This window comes from Protofrankia sp. BMG5.30 (assembly GCF_001983005.1).
Lineage (GTDB): Bacteria > Actinomycetota > Actinomycetes > Frankiales > Frankiaceae > Protofrankia > Protofrankia coriariae.
This window is the reverse complement of the sequence record NZ_MOME01000007.1, coordinates 41311-58326: the sequence shown is the minus strand read 5'-3', so window position 1 is coordinate 58326 and position 17016 is coordinate 41311. Positions and strand designations below refer to the sequence as shown.

The window sequence follows — 17016 nt, the reverse complement described above, 5'->3', positions numbered from 1 at the left end:
CATGTGTCGCGGCGAACGCCGCTCCCCTGCGCTCACCGTCACAGTGCCGCAGACACGCAGACTATCGGTGTATCCACCGCGTTTCGTCCTGTCCCCTCCTCGAAGCTCGTCCAACAGGTCAACGGCAGCGCGAAAACCATGATCTATTGATCTTTGGTTGTTACTGATGGATTCTGGCTGCCGGCCACCCGAAAAACCATGACCGTACGGTCCCCGATCGGCTGCAGAGACGCAGATAGGCGCACAGTACCGGAGGTAGCACCACCCGCGACCGATACGCCGACCAGAAGATCCGGACCAGGACCCGTGCACCGCCGCTGACCGGTTTGTCGGCGCCTACCGAGGGCCGTGACGTCGTCGTGTCGCGCCACCTGGCCAGTGGGCAGCCGTTGGCCTGGTGGTACCAGAATAGTCCCGGGTTGCGCCGGCGGGCCCGGGGACGACGCGGCCGTCCTTCGCCGGCGTATCTTCGACGTTCGAGACCGCTGTCGCGCTCGGACGTCAGAAAGCCGGAAAATCCAGAAAATCCAGGAGGACCGGGAGAGCCGGGAGAGCCGGGAGAGCCGGGAGAGCCGGGAGTCAATATGGGAGACCCGGATCGGAGGATCCGGGTTCCCGGACGCTGTCCGGAGCGGGTCGAACGATCCTCGTGTTCCGGCCGGCGGGCGGTCCGGCGTCACCGCGGGAGCCGGCCGGGACACAACCGTGCGAAACGGAAACAGCGGAACGGAAACAGCGGAACAGAAATACCGGTGGGTCAGGCCGCCTCGGCCGGCGCGTAGGTCTGGCAGCGCGGACCGCACACCCGGATACAGGCATTGCAGCCAATGCACTGGCCGGCGGCATCGATGATCATGATCTTGCGCTCGATGTCCTCGTCGTCGTCGAAGGGATCGACCAGTTCACCCTCGTCGTTCACACCCATCAGCCGGAGCACACCCTGGGCGCAGACCTTGTAGCAGCGACCACAGCCGATACATTTCTTCCCGTCCAACGCCACGATGTACTGAGGTACCCAGGGAGTACCGTCGCGGGTGGCGAACTTCACATGACTCATTCCCAATCTCCTCGGTCCAGAACGATCAGATGGCGCGCTTCACGCCTCTTGTCGGGTCCGTACGGCCGAGCCGCCGGCAGCACGGAAAACATGACCACGCCACCTTCGGCCCGCTACGCAGCGGCGTCCGATGCGCCATATACACGACCTGTCCGAGGAACCGCCCGTGGACGGGAAGCACGGAAGTCGCCCAGGGGCACCTACGACGCCTACAGATCCATCTTGGCGTGAGCCCCGCGGGCGGACACCGTACAAGTACGGAGGTACCTCACCAAACGGCATCTCGGCCTCGGCCATGTGGGCGGACGGCCACTTGACCAGGAGGCGGCGGAACTCTTCACGACCGAGGCCCCGGGCTGTCCGGACGCGCCCGGACGCGCCCACCGGTGGCGGTGAGGCGGCGGGACCCGGGCGGGGGACGACATCGGCACCGACAAAATGTGACGCGCCCACATCCATATCCACCCGGCCGGCGTGTCCACCCCGCCGGCCATCGCGGACGACCCGCCGGCCGAACCACAATCCCTCGACTGTCTTCCAGGAGCGATACAAAGTAAACGGGCTGTTCCAGCCGGCGTGCGCAGGCCTCTCCGGCCGAGGCCCGCGGAGCTGAACGCAGTGCGCCGGGACGGGAGGTGGCGGAACGACGCGGCCCGGCACACCACCGCCTTGTCGGACGGCGCGTGGCGGAATCGTTCCCGGGCCGACCGGGGCACCGGGCAGGACGCCGACCAGAACATACTGCCAACAGCATATGAAAACATAACGACACCAAAATACCAACCGAATATGAACTGGCGCACGAAAGCGGCGGAGGGCCCGAAGAAACACCACCGGCGAGGACTGCCGGGCAACGGCGGCCAAATCATGACCAACCATGCCCGACAGATCTCCCGCGACCGCCGCCCGCGGGCGCGCCCGGACCGTGCCACAACATCCAGATCGGTACCTTGCACCAATCGACCATCGGGGGGATCGCTCGTGACGGACGTTGCGATAGTCGGGCTTTCGGCTCGTTTTCCGGGCGCGGCCAGCCTAGGCGAGTTCTGGCGCCTGATCCAGGAAGCGGGGCCACAATTTCACGAGGTGCCGGACAGCCGATGGATTCATCGGACCTTCTACGACCCGCTGAATCCACGAAGCCCGCATCGGGCCTATACCGACCGGGTCGCCTTCGTCGACGACGTCGACCGGTTCGCGGCGGCGCACTATCGGATCCCACCGCGGCGCGCCCGGGCGATGGACCCGCAGCAGCGGCTGCTGGTCGACCTCGCCCGTGAGGCGCTCCAGGACGCGGGCCTGGAACGCCGCCCGTTCGACCGGGCGCGTACCGGCGTCTACGTGGGCATCAGCCAGTCCGACTATCGGGAGCTGGCCGGCGCCCGGGTGCGAGCGAGCCTGCTCGCGGACGGTTCGCTGCACGGCGGCGAAGCCGATCCGGACCTGCTCGCCGCGGTCGAGCGGGCCGCGGACGCGGGCATCGCCCCACTGCAGGCGTACACCCTGACGGGCTGCCTGCTCAACATGGCGGCCGGGACGATCAGCAGCGTGTTCGATCTCGGCGGTCCCGCGTTCGCCATCGACTCCGCCTGCTCGTCCGTGCTGGTGGCGCTGCATGAAGCGGTCCTCGCGCTGCGCACCGGAGTGTGCCGGGTCGCCCTGGTCGGCGGGGTCTTCCTCAACCTGGCCCCGGACGCGCTGATCTCCTTCTCCCGGGTGGGGGCGCTCTCGCCGAGCGGGGTGTGCCGCCCCTTCGACGAGCGCGCCGACGGGTTCGTCCTCGGCGAGGGCGGCGGGGTCGCCGTCCTGCGCCCCCTCGCGGACGCGCTGGCCGACGGCGACCGGGTGTACGCGGTGATCCGTGGCATCGGCATCACCAACGACGGCCGCGCCGCCGGCCCGATGACGCCGAGCGTCCACGGGCAGCTCGCCGCGCTGCGGGCCGCCTACGCCGACGCCGGGGTGGCCCCGGGCACCGTGACCGTGATCGAGGCCCACGGCACGGGGACCACCGTCGGCGACCGGACCGAGATCGCCGCGCTGCGGGACCTGCGTACGGGCGACCCCACGGCCGAGCCGTGCGACCTGCTCTCGGCCAAGGCCCTCATCGGCCACACCCTGGCGGCGGCCGGGGCGGCGAGCCTGGTGAAGATGGCGCTCGCGCTGTATCACGGGGTCGTCCCGCCGCAACCGGAGACCCGGCCCGACCCGGCCCTGCCGCTGGCCGAGGCCGGGCTGCGCGTCCCGACCCGGCCCCGGGCGTGGACGGACACCGAGGAGCGGCCCCGCCGGGGCGCGATCAGTTCGTTCGGCTTCGGCGGCACCAACGTGCACGTGATCCTGGACCGGGCGCGGCGCCGGGCGGACGGTCCGGCACGATCGGACACCCCGCCACGGAGGCCATGGCTGCTGTTGCTGTCCGCGAGCTCGGTGGAGTTGCTCGCCAGCCACGCCGAGGCCGTCCGGGACACGCTGGAGGCCGATCCGACGATCACACCGGCCGCGCTCTCCCACACCCTCGCCACCCGTGAGCTGCTCCCGGCCCGGCTGAGCCTGGTCGCGGCCTCCCGCGCCCAGCTGTGCCGACAGCTCACCGATGCCGCGGCCCGGCTGCGGGCCGGCCGCCTCGGCGAACTGCCGGACGGCGGGTACGCCACGTCCGCTCCGCTGCCCGAGGCGGACCGCCGCAGCGCCCTGATGTTCCCCGGGCAGGGGGCCCAGCGGCCGGGCATGCTCGCCGACCTGTACGGACGGTTCGCCGGCTTCGCCACGCGGGCCGACGCGTCGGACGGCGTCCTGCGCCCGTTGCTCGGCCGTTCGCTGGCCGATCTCGTGTGGGACCCGCGCCCGGACGCCGACCAGCGGGCAGCCGAGGCAGCTGAGACGGCCGAGACGGCTCTGACCGCGACCGAGATCTGCCAGCCCGTGCTCGGGGCGCTGGGAATCGCGGTCGGCGAACTGCTGGCGCGCTGTGGGCTGCGGCCGGACGTCTGCGTCGGCCACAGCGTCGGGGAGCTGCCGGCGGCGGTGACCGCCGGTGCCGTGGACCCGGCCGACGCCCTGCGCTTCCTGGCCGAACGGGGCGCGGCCGTCGCCGGCGCGCAGCCCGCGTGGCGCGGCGGCATGCTCGCGGTCCACACCGGTGAGACGACGTTCCACCGGCTCGCCGCCGGCATCGACGGGGTGTGGCTCGGCTGCGTCAACCATCCGTCGCAGCTTGTCGCCAGCGGCCGGTTGGACGCGCTGGAGCGGCTTCGCGAACGCGCCGCCGCCGAGGGCATCACGACCAGACAGCTGCGGGTCTCGCACGCCTTCCACTCCCCACTGGTGGCCGAGGCGGACGCCCGGATGGCGAGCACGCTGGCGGCCCTGCCCATCCAGGCCCCGAAAACGATCATTGCCTCCTCGGTCAGCGGGCACCGATGCGACGACCCGCGGGAGCTGCGGGCGCTGTGGGCACGGCACTGCTCGGCTCCGGTGCGCTTCATGGACGCGGTCCGTGACGCGGCCGCGGCGGGCGCACGGATCTTCGTCCAGGCGTTCGGGGGCGACTCGCTGCTGTCCATGGCGCACCGGTCGCTGGCCGGATCGGTCCAGGCCAGGTACGTGGCCCTGACCGCGAGCCAGCCCGACGACGGCCGCACGCTGCTCGCCGGCCTCGGCCAGCTGGCCTGCCTGGGCGTCCCGCTCGACATCCTGCCGCTGTTCGGCCCCGGCGAGCGGGAGCTGGTGACCCTGCCTCCCTCACCGTTGGCCACCAGCGCCTATTCGATACGTATCAACGCCGCCAGCTCGCCGGCCCGGCCCGGCTCGCCGGCCGAGCCCGCCAGGCCGTACAGCGAGCCGGCCACCGCCCCGGCCAGGCGCGGCACCGGGTCGGTCGCCATACCCGGGCAACGCGGCACCGGACCGGACGCGCCCACAGCGGACGACCAGGCCGTAGGCGACGCAACCGCGGGCACCGGCTCCGCAGGTGCCGGGTCCACCGGCAACGAGCCCGTCCGGATGGCACCGGCCGCCACCCAGAGGCGTGTCGGCGGCGCCGGGAACCTCGTCGCGGCCTACCGGCCCGCCCCCGACGGGGAGCGGGCTGCCGCGCGGCCCCGGCGGGGCGAGGTCCCGCTTTCCGCCTCCCGCGACGCTAACACGATCACTTACTCTCCGGAGTCACATATGGACAACGTCATCAGGCTCCTCGACAAGCAGCTCGACCTGCTGCGGGCCCTGTCCGGTCCGGCGGCCGGAGCACCGCGGACGAGCGCCGGCCTGTCCGAGGCAGCCATACCGCGGCAGCCGGCACCTGACGCGCCAGCGGCAGCGGGCGCACCAGCGGCAGCGGGCGACACCGGACCGCTCCCGCAGTCGCTCGTCCCGCCGGGCGGACACGTCCCGGCCGCGGGCCTGGCGCCCACCACGGTGGTGGTCGCACCGGCCCGCGGCCGGGACATACTGCGGGCGCAGGTGATCGAAGCCATCTCCGGGCTGAGCGCCTATCCGGAGAGCCACATCCATGAGGACCACGCCTTCGTGGGGAATCTGGGCTTCGACTCGATCATGATGACCGACCTGGTGAACGCGCTGGGACGCCGCTGGCCGGGCCTGACCGTGCGCACCGAGGACATCGCCGAGATCACCACGGTCGGTGATCTGGTAACCGTGCTGGCCCGACGCGCCGGATCCGCGGGCCTTCTCCCGGAGACGGCTGGCCCGCCGGCCCGGGACTCGTCCGAAACGGCCGGCTCCGGTCAGGCCGGAGCCGGGACCGGCATCGAGGCCGGTATCGACGCCGGCATCGGGGCTGGTATCGACGCGCGGCCGTGGAACTCCCACGGCCCCGCAGCCCACCCGCACCCGTGGGGCACGGGAAACGGGCTGCTCGACACCGTCGGTAACGGCACCGGCAACGGGGCCGGCCACCACCGGACGGACGGCTCTCGAGCGCGCCCGGGCCCCGACAGCACCGCCACCGACGTCACGTCCTTCCCCGAAGTGGTGGCGCTGCGCGAACGCCATGAGCTCGGCGGCCGGCTCGGCCTGCGCAGCCCGTACTTCCTGCTGCACGAGGGGAACGTCCGTGACCGCACGGTCGTGGCCGGCCGGGAGCTGGTGAGCTTCTCGACCTACAACTACCTGGGCCTGTCCGGACACCCGGAGGTCAACGCGGCGGTCAGCGAGTCGGTGGACCGTTACGGCTCCTCCGTCTCGGCCGCCCGCATCCTCTCCGGCGACCGGCCGCCGCACCGCGAACTGGAGGCGGAGCTCGCCACCCTGATCGGCGTGGAGGACTGCGTCGTCCTGGTCAGCGGGCACGCCACCAACGTCACGACGATCGGCCACCTCGTCGGGCCCGACGACCTGATCGTCCATGACGCGCTGGCCCACGACAGCATCCTGCAGGGGGCCCGGCTGTCCGGAGCGACCCGCCGGCCGTTCCCGCACAACGACGTCGCGGCCCTCGACGGACTGCTCGCGCAGGTGCGCCACCGCTTCCGCCGGGTGCTGATCGTCGTCGAGGGCGTCTACAGCATGGACGGTGACATCGCGGACCTGCCCGAACTGATCCAGGTGCGCAACCGCCACGGCGCGCTGCTGATGGTCGACGAGGCACACAGCATCGGCGTGATCGGCGCGGCCGGCGGTGGGGCGGGCGAGCACTTCGACGTGGACCGCGGCGGTGTCGACGTGTGGATGGGCACCCTGTCGAAGTCGCTGGCCAGCTGCGGCGGGTATGTCGCCGGCCGCCGGGCCCTGGTGGACTACCTGCGGTACACGCTGCCGGGCTTCGTCTACAGCGCCGGCCTGACGCCCCCGAACACGGCCGCGGCGCTGGCCGCGCTGCGGGTCATGCGGGGGGAGCCGGCCCGGCTGGCCCGGCTGCGCGAAAACTCGGCCCTGTTCCTGCGCCTGGCCCGCGAGGCCGGCCTGAACACCGGGACGAGCGCCGGGACTCCGATCATCCCGTGCATCGTCGGCGACTCGATACGTAGCGTCCAGCTGGCCAACACGCTGTTCGAGCGCGGGATCAGCGTCAATCCGATCATGTATCCGGCGGTCGAGGAGCACCTGTCCCGGCTGCGTTTCTTCATCACCAGCGAGCACACCCCCGAACAGATCGCGTGGACCGTCGAGACGCTGGCGAGCGAGCTGAACACCACCGTGTCGTCCCAGCTGGTGGACGCCGGATGAGTGCTGTCCGCCGCGCCGGGCCGACGCTGGCGGACGCCCCGGCGGTCACGACGTCGCCCGTCCCGCGCACGACAGCCACCACCGCGCCGGCCGAGCCGTCCGGGACGGCCAAGCCGTCCGGGACGGCCAAGCCAGCGGGGACGGCCGAGCCGGCGGGGAGCGTCGTGAGGCGTGCTGTCATCGGCGGCCTTTTCCGGGGCAGACGGATCATCAGCGCCACCGCGCTCGTCCTCGTCGTGGCCGTCACCACCTTCCTGGTCTGCGGGATGTTGGCGATCGGGCTCTTCACCCTCGCCACCGGCCCCGCCTTCTTCCCCGACGTCCTGCTCGATGCCCTGATCGGCGTTCTGCTCGGCCTCCTGATCATCCGTTTTGTCCCTGCCTCGACGCTCACACGACCGTCCGGTGACCGGGGCCGACGCCGACGCCGACGCCGGGGCCGAAGTCGGAGCCGGGGCCGGGGCCGGGGCCGGGGCCGACCGGTGTCCTGGCCACCGGAGGCCAGCCACAACCGCGGCGGCATCCGCGACCACACGGCCACGGACCACGACGTGGGCGGCGCTTCCCGCGACACCCGTCCCGCTCCCCGGCAGGTGCTTCCCGATCTGGCCGGCGCAGGCCAGGCCGGCGTGGTCGACGCCATTTTCGATCATGGCAGTCGGTTCACCGACCAGCTACGCGCCCTGGAACCGCTGTTCCACCGCGCTCCCAGCGCCCACAACTGCCAGCCGTGGGCGCTGCGCTACCCGTCCGGCGCCACGGACACGGTCGAAGTGGGCTGGGACGGCCGGTACGAACTCGGCCCCAGCGACCCCGTCCGCCGTGACCTGCGCCTGTCGCTCGGCGCGTTCGTCGAGTCCTGCCTGGTCGTCTGCGGCACCGAAGGAGTGGCGGCCCGCTTCGTCGCCGACCACGACGCGGCCGGCCGCCGCGTCGGCAGACTGGTGGCCGCGCCCGAACCAGCGCCCACCCCGTTCACCGTGGCGGACGTCGTCGCGCGGCGCACCTGGCGCGGACGCTGGGCCGACGAGCCGCTGCCGCCGGAGGTCACCGACGAACTCGTCGCGCTCACCGCCGCCGCCGGTGGACGGCTGGTCACGCTGGACTCCGCCGTCCTGCACCCACTGCTGCTGGAAGCCAGCCGCTGGTTCGTCGCGAACCGGGACATCCTGGCCGAGCTGCGGCAGTGGTCACGGCTGAGCAGCCGGCACCCCGACTATCAACGCGACGGCCTCAGCGACGTCGCGCTGGCCCTCACCCGGGTCGAGGTGTGGGGGCTGCGGACGGCGCTGCGCCGCAGGCACCCGCAACCGCGCCGTCACGGCCTGCGCAACGCGTTGGCACAGGGGCAGGCCAGACCGTTCCGGGGCGGCGGCCCGGTGCTGATGCTGCTGGTCCCGGCAGGCACTGACGCAGCCGGTGAGGTGGAGTTCGGACGGCTCGTCCAACGCCTGTGGCTGACACTGACCCGCCAGGGGCTGGCCGCGCACCCGCAGTCCCACCTCATCGACTGCCCGACCACGCTCGGGTCGGTCCTGACACTCACCTCGGCCGTGGCYGAACGGCCACTGTGGATCGCGCGGGTCGGTCGGCCCGACCCGGAACGGCTCCGGCGCGTCCCGCTCTCGGCCCGGCGCGTCCGGACCGTCGGAAGGTAGCGTCCGGACGGCCGCGATCGTGCCCATCCGGGCACGGCGTGCCCTTGCTGGCTGGTCACGATCGCAGGACCATGTGCGTTGTGCTGCTCTTCGACGAAATTATCGCGATCTCCGACCCGGTCGAGCGCGCAGCGGTCGCTCACGATCTGCTCTGGAACGATCATCCTCAGCGGGTGCGTCTGCGTACCGTTCGTGGCCTGGCGATCCAGGAGGCGATCGGCCGGGGTCTGGCCGTCGAGGAGATAGCGGACCGGCTGCGGGTCCGGGTACCCGACCTGACCTGGATGAGCGAGCAGGCAACCTTCGGCCCGAGGGAGCGCACGGCCCCCGGCCCGGGCTGACGCTCCCCGGCTCCCGTCGTCTCGTCATCCCGGGCGCACCGGCATCGCGCGGTCGTGCGCCCGGGCCGTCACGCGTCTGCCGCACGTCTGCCGCACGGCGTTCCGGCCTCGCCGGCGGCCGGTTTCGCCGGGCCCCGCCCGCACGGCAGGCCCGTCCACGGTTGCCGGCCAGCATCCGTCCGGCTGTTCTTCACGCATTTTTTTCCAATTTCCGGTCACGTCGTTTCCGCTGACTATCGACGCTTCGTTGACGGCTCGCCTACGTGCCGAATCACCGGTTCGTGCGGTTCCCGCCGGTATCGGTTCAGCGCCGATTCATCGGCGAGTAATACCGTCCCGGCATTCTTCTACCCGGCGGCATCACCCGGCCCGGGCGAGGGCACAGGTGAATCGCGAAAGGCATGGTGTGGACGGCCCCGGCGAGCCGGCGGCTGTCATGCCCGGCCGCTGGGACGACCACGACAAGGAGGGGACCCGGTCATGAGTTCCGCCTCGGCATCGGACGCTCCCGCCGCACCGCTGGCGTTCGGCGCCTTCGATCCGGCTCGCCGTGCCGACCCCTATCCGAGCTATCGCGCCCTGCGCGCGGCGGATCCCTTCTACCGCGTCCCCCTGGGAGATGGCCGGGCCACCGTGCTGACGCGCTACCCCGACTGCGTGACCGCCCTGTCGGAAGCGGCCTGGGGACGCGGCGAGTCGGGGACCAACGCGTGGCGTCGCGCCGACGCGCTGGACGGCGGGCTGCGATCCTTCCTGCGGATGAACCCGCCCAGCCACACCCGGCTGCGCGGGCTGGTCAGCAAGGCGTTCACCCCCCGGGTGGTCGCCGCCTTCCAGCCACGGGTCACCTCCCTGGTCGACACGTTGATCGACGCAGCGCTCGCACGGGGAGGCGAGATCGACCTGATCGACGCGCTGGCCCGCCCGCTCCCGCTGCGCGTCATCTGCGACCTGCTGGGCGTGCCGGCGCGGGACGAGCAGACCTTCCGGGGCTGGGCCAACGACCTCACCCGCGGGATCGACCCGGACTACCTGCTCACCCCCGACGAGCTGGCCCGGCGCCGGACGTCCTCCCGCGAGTTCGACGCCTACTTCACCGAGCTGATCGCGTGGCGCCGAGCCCGCCCTGCCGGTGACCTGCTCAGTGAACTCGTGGCGGTGCGGGACCAGGGCGACGTGCTCAGCGAGAGCGAACTGCTGGAGCTGTGCGCCCTGCTGCTGGTCGCCGGCTACGAGACAACGGTCAWCCTGATCGGCAACGCCGTCCTGGCGCTGCTGCGCAACCCCGACCAGCTCGCCCTGCTACGTACGGATCTCGCCCTCATACCCTCCGTCATCGACGAGACGTTGCGCTACGACCCGCCCATCCAGCTCGTCGGCCGGCTCGCCCTGCGGGACACCGAGATCGCCGGGCACGCGTTCCACCAGGGTGAGATCATCATCATCCTGAGCGCGGCGGCCCAGCGGGACCCGGACGTCTTCACGGATCCGGACCGTTTCGACATCACCCGCTACGCCGGCGCCGCTCCCGCGCACCGGCACCTCGGTTTCGGGCTGGGCATCCACTACTGCCTCGGCGCGCCGCTCGCCCGGCTGGAGGCACGGATCGCCCTGCGGGCGCTCGTCCAGCGTGCCCCGGGGCTCACCCTGGCCGTGGACCCGCCGCCCTACCGGCCGCACCTGACCGTACGCAGCCTCGCGGCCCTGCCCGTCCGGCTGTCCTGAACAGGCCGGATCGTACGGGGCCCGTACGGGGCCCGTACGGGGCCCGTACGGAGGCCGGAGGCGGTACACAGGCCGGGGCAGAGGCTGTGAGGAGGCGGCCGTGTGAGCCGGTCAGGCAGAACCGGCCTGGTCTGACGACCGGCCGGCTGCGCTCGCGGCCGTGAGCGTGGGCGCCGGTGCGGTCGGGTGTGACCAGCCGAAGCGGAGGACGCCGGCGGCCACGGCCGGGCGCAGCAGCGCTGTCGGGGCGTCCACCAGGTTCAGCGTGTTCATCAGGGCGCGCGCCACCGTGGCGTCCTGATGCGCGGCGACCTGCACCCGTTCCGCGTACGGGCCCACCAGCCGGTCACGCAGGCCGCGTCGCCCCTGGACGCCGGGATAGCGCAGGTCGGCTCCGTTGGCCATGTCCCACGCAACGTCCACGACGCGGCCGGCCTGCCGGTAGAAACGGGMCGGCAGATCCGGGCCGGCGGCCCGCAGGCAGTCCCGCAGCGCCCACGCCTGCTGGGCCGCCACGGTCATTCCCTGGGCGTAGAGCGGGTTGAAGCTGCATATCGCGTCACCGATGACGAGGAATCCGGTGGGCGGATTCTTCACCCGCTCGTAGTATCGCCGCAGCGAACTGGTGAAACGGTGGGGCACCGGGTCGCCCAACGCCTCGGTCGACGTGACCAGGTCGTAGATGTCGGGTACGGGCAGAGTTCGGGCGAACGCCTCGAATCCCTCGGGATCCGTCGGCGGATGGTCGCCGAGCATTCCGGCGAGCGTGACGTGCCAGCGGCCGCCCTCCAGCGCGACGGCACCGCCGCCACGGAATCCGGGCATGGTCGAGACTATGACCGAACGCTGGCCGTCGAGATGCTCGGGACGGTGCCGGTAGAAACGCGACGCGTATCCGAGATCCACGTCGGTCCGCCGCTCGGGCGGGGCGGGCAGTTCCAGGGCGGTCAGCCAGTCCGGGCCGCGGGAGGCCCGGCCGGTCGCGTCCACCACCAGGTCCGCGTGGACAACTCCGGTACCGGCACCGCGGGGTTGCCGGGTGACATGCACCCCGATGATCCGATCGGGCGCCTCCGGCGCGGCGACCAGCCCGGTCGCGGACGTCCGCTGGACGAACTCCACGCCGGGGATCACCCGCAGCCTCGCCCGCAGGACGTCCTCCAGCAGCCCCCTGCTGGCAAGCACCGAGGTCAGCCCGGTCGGGGTCGAGCGAACCCGCAGCCCCCGCAGGTACCAGCGGGAACCCACCAGCGTCTCGATCGTGGACGCGCCCCGCTGGGTGAGCTCCGTGGTCAGCCCGGGGAACAGCTCCTCCATGATCTGGCGTCCGCGGTCGAGCAGCCCGTGCAGGTGCCGGCCCTGGGGCACGCCACGGCGGGAGTCGCCGTGGGGACCGCCGTCGAGGAACACGTCCCGTTCCAGCACCGTGACCCGCTCGAAGGTCTCCGAGAGCACCCGGGCGGCCAGCAGCCCGGCCATGCCGGCGCCGAGGACGACCGCGTGGCCACGGCCGTCTTCGGCCGCCCGCGGATGTGACGGCCGGCCGGGCCATGGTTCCAGGGAATCCCCGTCAACGGGGGGAACCACGGGATCGGGGTGTGATTCCCTGGCCGGCGTCGGGAGCACCGCGCCGTTGTCCATCACGCCTCCCGTGGCTGCCAGACGTTCGCCGTCACGTATTCCCGGCCGGTATGGCCCGGCTGTACCGAAAACTTTCCCAGGGCTCGTCCGCGCACCATGGACAAGCCGCCACCAACCAGCTGACCCGGCGATTCCGAGCGCCTTGCCACCAGTATTCTGGAGGCAGCGCCGCTCTGACGTCAACCAGGCCGGCGATGACTGACAAAAATGGTTGCCAGCCTCCGTCAGCCACTGTCAGAGAAGCACAGTAACCGCAGTTCGCAGGCTTGACAACACCTCACCAGGCAGCCCTTGGGACGGCCACACCGATCTTTTGTACACCCCCGGCCACCATCAGTGAATCCAATTGTTCCATTCGACGTCCCAATAGCTGGAGCAGCAGAATCACGGCCATCTCAGGGGCGTCTTGTTCTCGCCCCGAAATGTAAACTCGCCGTTTACCGAACCGCCGGCCGGGCGTGCTGGAATACCGTCCCACCGGGCGGTCCGGTGTGCTCGACGAATGCGTTACCGGCGCCGGGCACATCCGCCGGTGCGGCCCCCGTGGCCGAAGACAACCAGTGACGGCGGCACCGAAGAATCGCGAGAGGGAGCCGACATGGACGTGGCGACAACCCAGGCGGCAACGACCCAGGGGGGCCGGGGAAGCCAGGCGACGACGCCCGTCAGCCCCGTCACGCCGTCCCTGCTGGACGAGCTGTTCGACCCTGCGAACCGGGCCGACCCGTACTCCCGGTACGACCACCTGCGCGACGCCGGCCCCCTGCACATGTCGGACTTCGGGCTGCACGTGGCGACCCGTTACGTCGACTGCGTCAAGATCCTGCAGAGCGCGGACTGGGGGCACGACAAGGAGGCGGAGCAGCTGCACCCGACCATCCCGGCGTCGGCCTTCCCGGACACCTTCCTGTGGATGGAGCCGCCCGACCACACCCGGCTGCGCGGCCTGGTCACCAAGGGCTTCACGGCGCGCCGGGTGGCCGGCCTGCGGCCACGTATCGAGGAACTCGTCGACGAACTGATCGACGCCGCGCTCGACGCCGGCGAGTTCGACTTCATCGAGACGATCGCCTRCCCGCTGCCACTCACCATGATCTGCGAGATCCTGGGCGTGCCCACCGAGGACCACCCGCTGGTRCAGAAGTGGTCGCAGGCGCTTTCCCGCGCGTTCGACCCGGACCTCCACATGACCCCCGAAGCGCTCGCCGCCCGTAACGCGGCGCTGCCGGAGTTCGCCGGCTACTTCCGCCAGCTCGTCGACGAACGGCGCCGGCACCCCGGGGACGACCTGATCAGCTCCCTGGCCGCGGTGGAGGACCAGGGCGACCGGCTCACCGCGGACGAGCTGCTCGGCACCTGCATCACCCTCATCATCGCCGGCCACGAGACGACCGTGAACCTGGTCGGCAACGGCGCCCTCGCCCTGCTGCGCCACCCCGACCAGCTCGAGCTGCTGCGCCAGCGGCCGGAGCTGATCCCCCGGGCCGTCGACGAGCTACTCCGCTACGACTCGCCCATCCACATGAACACCCGGGCCGCCAAGCGGGAGCTGGTGGTCGGTGGCCGGACCTTCGCCCCCGGCGAGGGTGTGGTCGCCCTGATCGCCTGCGCGAACCGCGACCCGGCCGCCTACGACGAGCCGGACCGGCTCGACGTCACCCGCTTCCACGGCGACCAGCCGGTCTCCCGTCACCTGTCCTTCAGCCTCGGCCACCACTACTGCCTGGGCGCGCCGCTCGCCCTGCTGGAGATGGAGATCTTCCTGGCCGCGTGGGCGGACCGGGTCGGTACCGCCGAGATCCTCACCGACAGGCCGACGTACAAGCCGAACATCCTCATCCGCGGCCTGGCGGACCTCCCGGTGCGTTTCCAGGCCGCGGCACACTGAAGCCCGCGGGCCCGAAAAATCGAGAGAAATCGAAGAGCCGAAAGGCTGGACGAGACGGGTGCGAGTGGCTGCGTCGCCAGGGCGCCCCGGCGTCCGTATACCGTATGACGATGTTCTCCGATGCCTGGTTCTCCGCTGCCCGCGGCCCCCGCGCCCGCGGAGCCCTCTGATGGCCGGCCAGTCCAGGCGCGGCGGCAGCGGCAGTGGTGTGGCCCGCGGCGGCCAGGGTGGTCGCGCGGCCAAAGCCGGCTCGCACCGCAAGGGGGCGTCGCTCGGCAGCGGAGGGCAGCGGCGGAAGGCCCTTGAGGGACGAGGCGCGACCCCGCCGGCGGAGCTGCGTCCCGGCCACCCGGCCCAGCGCCGGGCCGCCGCGGCCGCGGCCGGCGAGGAGCGGCGGTCCAGAGCGACGCGTGCCACCGACAAGACTACCCATCGTGACGACCGGGACCGTGACAACCGGCCGCGCGGCGCCGGCGCCGGGATCCGTGACGACCGGGCCGGTGACACCGGACCCCGCGGCCCACGTGCGTCACGACAGGGCCGCCCGACCGGATCGGCCCGGCCCGGCCCGGCCCGCGCCGGGCGCTTCACCGGCCGCGCGGACCGTGACGAGCCCGAGGAGCTGGTGGTCGGCCGTAACGCGGTGGTCGAGGCGCTGCGGGCGGGCGTCCCCGCCTCCGTCCTCTACGTGGCCGCCGGGACCGAGTACGACGAACGCCTTGACGAGGCCCGCCGGCTGGCCCCGCGCGCCGGGGTGGCCGTCGCGGACGTCGCGCGCGGCGACCTGGACCGGCTGTGCGGTTCCGCGCCGCACCAGGGGCTGGCGCTGTCGGTGCCGCCGTTCCGCTACGCCCATCCTGATGATCTGCTCGCCCGTGCCCAGGAAGCGCCGCCCGGGCTGCTGGTGGCTCTGGACGGCGTGACCGACCCGCGTAACCTCGGCGCGGTCGTCCGGTCGGCGGCGGCGTTCGGCGCGCACGGGGTCGTGGTGCCCGAACGGCGGGCGGCCGGCGTCACGGCGGCGGCCTGGAAGACGTCGGCCGGCGCCGCGGCCCGGCTGCCGGTGGCGCGGGCGACGAACCTCGTACGCGCACTGACCGGCTGGGCGCAGGCCGGCCTGTTCGTGGTGGGGCTCGCCGCGGACGGCGAAATCAGCCTGGACGAGCTGGAGATGGCCTCCGACCCGCTCGTGCTGGTCGTCGGTTCGGAGGGCCGCGGCCTGTCGCGGCTGGTCGGGGAACGCTGCGATCTGACCGTGCGGATCCCGATGGCCGGGGATGTCGAGTCACTCAACGCCGGTGTCGCCGCGGGCGTGGCACTCGCCGAGATCGCCCGCCGCCGCCGGCTGGACGCGGCGGAGACGCACCCACGCTGACTCCCCCGGCAACAGCCCGCAAGCCGCAGGCAGCACTCCGCAGGCAGCACTCCGCAGGCAACACTCCGCAGGCAACACTGTTGCGTCTCTGGCGGCCGGCGAGCCTCTGGCAGTGCTGTGATCGTTGTGATTCTGATGCTGTTCCAGCAGCACCAGAATCACAACGATCATGCTGGCCGGGCTCAACCGGCCTCGGACCCGGCCGGCTCTGAAGTGGGCCGGCAGCGGTAGTCACCGCGCTACTGGCCGGCTGCCTGCGACCAGTGCGCCGCCGCGGCGGGCGTGGACGGCACGCCGGGTGTGGGCAGCACGGTCGGCGTGGGCGCTGCGGCTGGCGTGGGCGACGCTGCCGGCGCAGGTGATGCGGTTGGCATGGGTGACGTGGCCGGCGTGGGCGGCACAGCTGGCGTCTGCCGCGCAGCTGGCGTGAGCGGGGCGGCTGGTGCCGCTGATGTCGCCGGTGTGGAGCGTCCGGTCTCGTCGTCGAGGATGGCGACGGTCCGTTCGAGCAGGGAGCGGAACTCCTCCGACTCGGCGGGCGTGAAGACCGCGGTGAGACGCTGTTCGACCGCGAGGGCGACGGTGTCCGCCCGGTGCAGCAGCGTCCGGCCGGGCGGGGTCAGCCGGCACTGGAAGACCTTCGCGTGGACGTCCGACTGCTCACGCACGACTAGCCCCTTCGCCTCGAGCGTGAGCAGCAGGCTCGCCATCGACTGGGGCGTGACCATACATCGGCGGGCGAGCTGGGCGCCGGAAAGCCCCGGCGAGTCGGCAAGCGTGAGCAGCACCGTGTACTGCGGGACGGACAGGCCGACGTCACGCAGCGCCCGGGTCTTCTCCCGGATGAGCGCCTGCTCGGCCCGCTTGATCGAATGCCCGAGGCGGGATAYGGCGACAGCGGACGATGGTTCGTCCCACTCCATTTCGTGGCCTCTCCTCTCGCATACCGTCTCGCATACCGTCGGTACCCCCGGGCGGATACGCCGACCACCACCGGATGGATACACCGACCAGCGGGCCCGGATATCCCGAGCCTGTCACGTCAGCGGCATGGAAATGGCGGCGCCAGCACTCTAATACTCCCTACCCGCCCCCAACCGGCGGCGGCACATAAACCGCCATCCGTGGTGACGGCGTGGATACGA

General features: G+C 72.0%; 9 protein-coding genes. 6 read left to right on the top strand and 3 right to left on the bottom strand.

Annotation, left to right across the window (positions count from 1 at the left end; all coding sequences use genetic code 11):
* Nucleotides 1–757: 757 nt before the first annotated feature.
* Complete coding sequence (gene fdxB, locus BL254_RS03515) at nucleotides 758–1057, bottom strand: ferredoxin III, nif-specific (RefSeq protein WP_047224548.1); 300 nt, start codon at nucleotides 1055–1057, stop codon at nucleotides 758–760.
* A gap of 981 nt (nucleotides 1058–2038) precedes the next feature.
* On the opposite strand from fdxB, the gene BL254_RS03510 reads away from it, so the two are divergent.
* The 4 genes from BL254_RS03510 to BL254_RS03495 all read left to right on the top strand — a co-directional run bounded on the left by BL254_RS03510 (nucleotide 2039) and on the right by BL254_RS03495 (nucleotide 10967).
* Nucleotides 2039–7243: a type I polyketide synthase gene (locus BL254_RS03510; protein ID WP_076842504.1), complete on the top strand. Its 5205-nt coding sequence runs from the start codon at nucleotides 2039–2041 to the stop codon at nucleotides 7241–7243.
* Nucleotides 7240–8901: a hypothetical protein gene (locus BL254_RS24760; RefSeq protein ID WP_083730809.1), complete on the top strand. Its 1662-nt coding sequence runs from the start codon at nucleotides 7240–7242 to the stop codon at nucleotides 8899–8901. The genes BL254_RS03510 and BL254_RS24760 overlap by 4 nt, the downstream gene beginning before the upstream one ends.
* A 71-nt stretch (nucleotides 8902–8972) precedes the next feature.
* Nucleotides 8973–9242 carry a hypothetical protein gene (locus BL254_RS03500; protein ID WP_047224549.1) on the top strand — a complete coding sequence of 90 codons (270 nt, stop codon included), beginning with the start codon at nucleotides 8973–8975 and terminating at the stop codon, nucleotides 9240–9242.
* 480 nt (nucleotides 9243–9722) lie between these two features.
* Nucleotides 9723–10967, top strand: coding sequence for a cytochrome P450 (locus BL254_RS03495; RefSeq protein WP_076842503.1), 1245 nt, complete (start codon nucleotides 9723–9725; stop codon nucleotides 10965–10967).
* A 111-nt stretch (nucleotides 10968–11078) separates the two neighbouring features.
* Here the strand turns inward: BL254_RS03495 and BL254_RS03490 are convergent, their stop codons facing one another.
* Nucleotides 11079–12608, bottom strand: coding sequence for an NAD(P)/FAD-dependent oxidoreductase (locus BL254_RS03490; RefSeq protein WP_076842502.1), 1530 nt, complete (start codon nucleotides 12606–12608; stop codon nucleotides 11079–11081).
* 598 nt (nucleotides 12609–13206) lie between these two features.
* Here BL254_RS03490 and BL254_RS03485 point away from each other — a divergent pair.
* Complete coding sequence (locus BL254_RS03485) at nucleotides 13207–14496, top strand: cytochrome P450 (protein ID WP_076842501.1); 1290 nt, start codon at nucleotides 13207–13209, stop codon at nucleotides 14494–14496.
* Nucleotides 14497–14665: 169 nt separating this feature from the next.
* Entirely contained in the window at nucleotides 14666–15871 is a 1206-nt protein-coding gene (rlmB, locus tag BL254_RS03480; protein ID WP_076842500.1) for a 23S rRNA (guanosine(2251)-2'-O)-methyltransferase RlmB, read from the top strand.
* Between the two features lie 239 nt (nucleotides 15872–16110).
* Here rlmB and BL254_RS26780 read toward each other — a convergent pair whose 3' ends face one another.
* Nucleotides 16111–16794 carry a MarR family winged helix-turn-helix transcriptional regulator gene (locus tag BL254_RS26780; RefSeq protein WP_076842499.1) on the bottom strand — a complete coding sequence of 228 codons (684 nt, stop codon included), beginning with the start codon at nucleotides 16792–16794 and terminating at the stop codon, nucleotides 16111–16113.
* Between the last annotated feature and the right edge of the window lie 222 nt (nucleotides 16795–17016).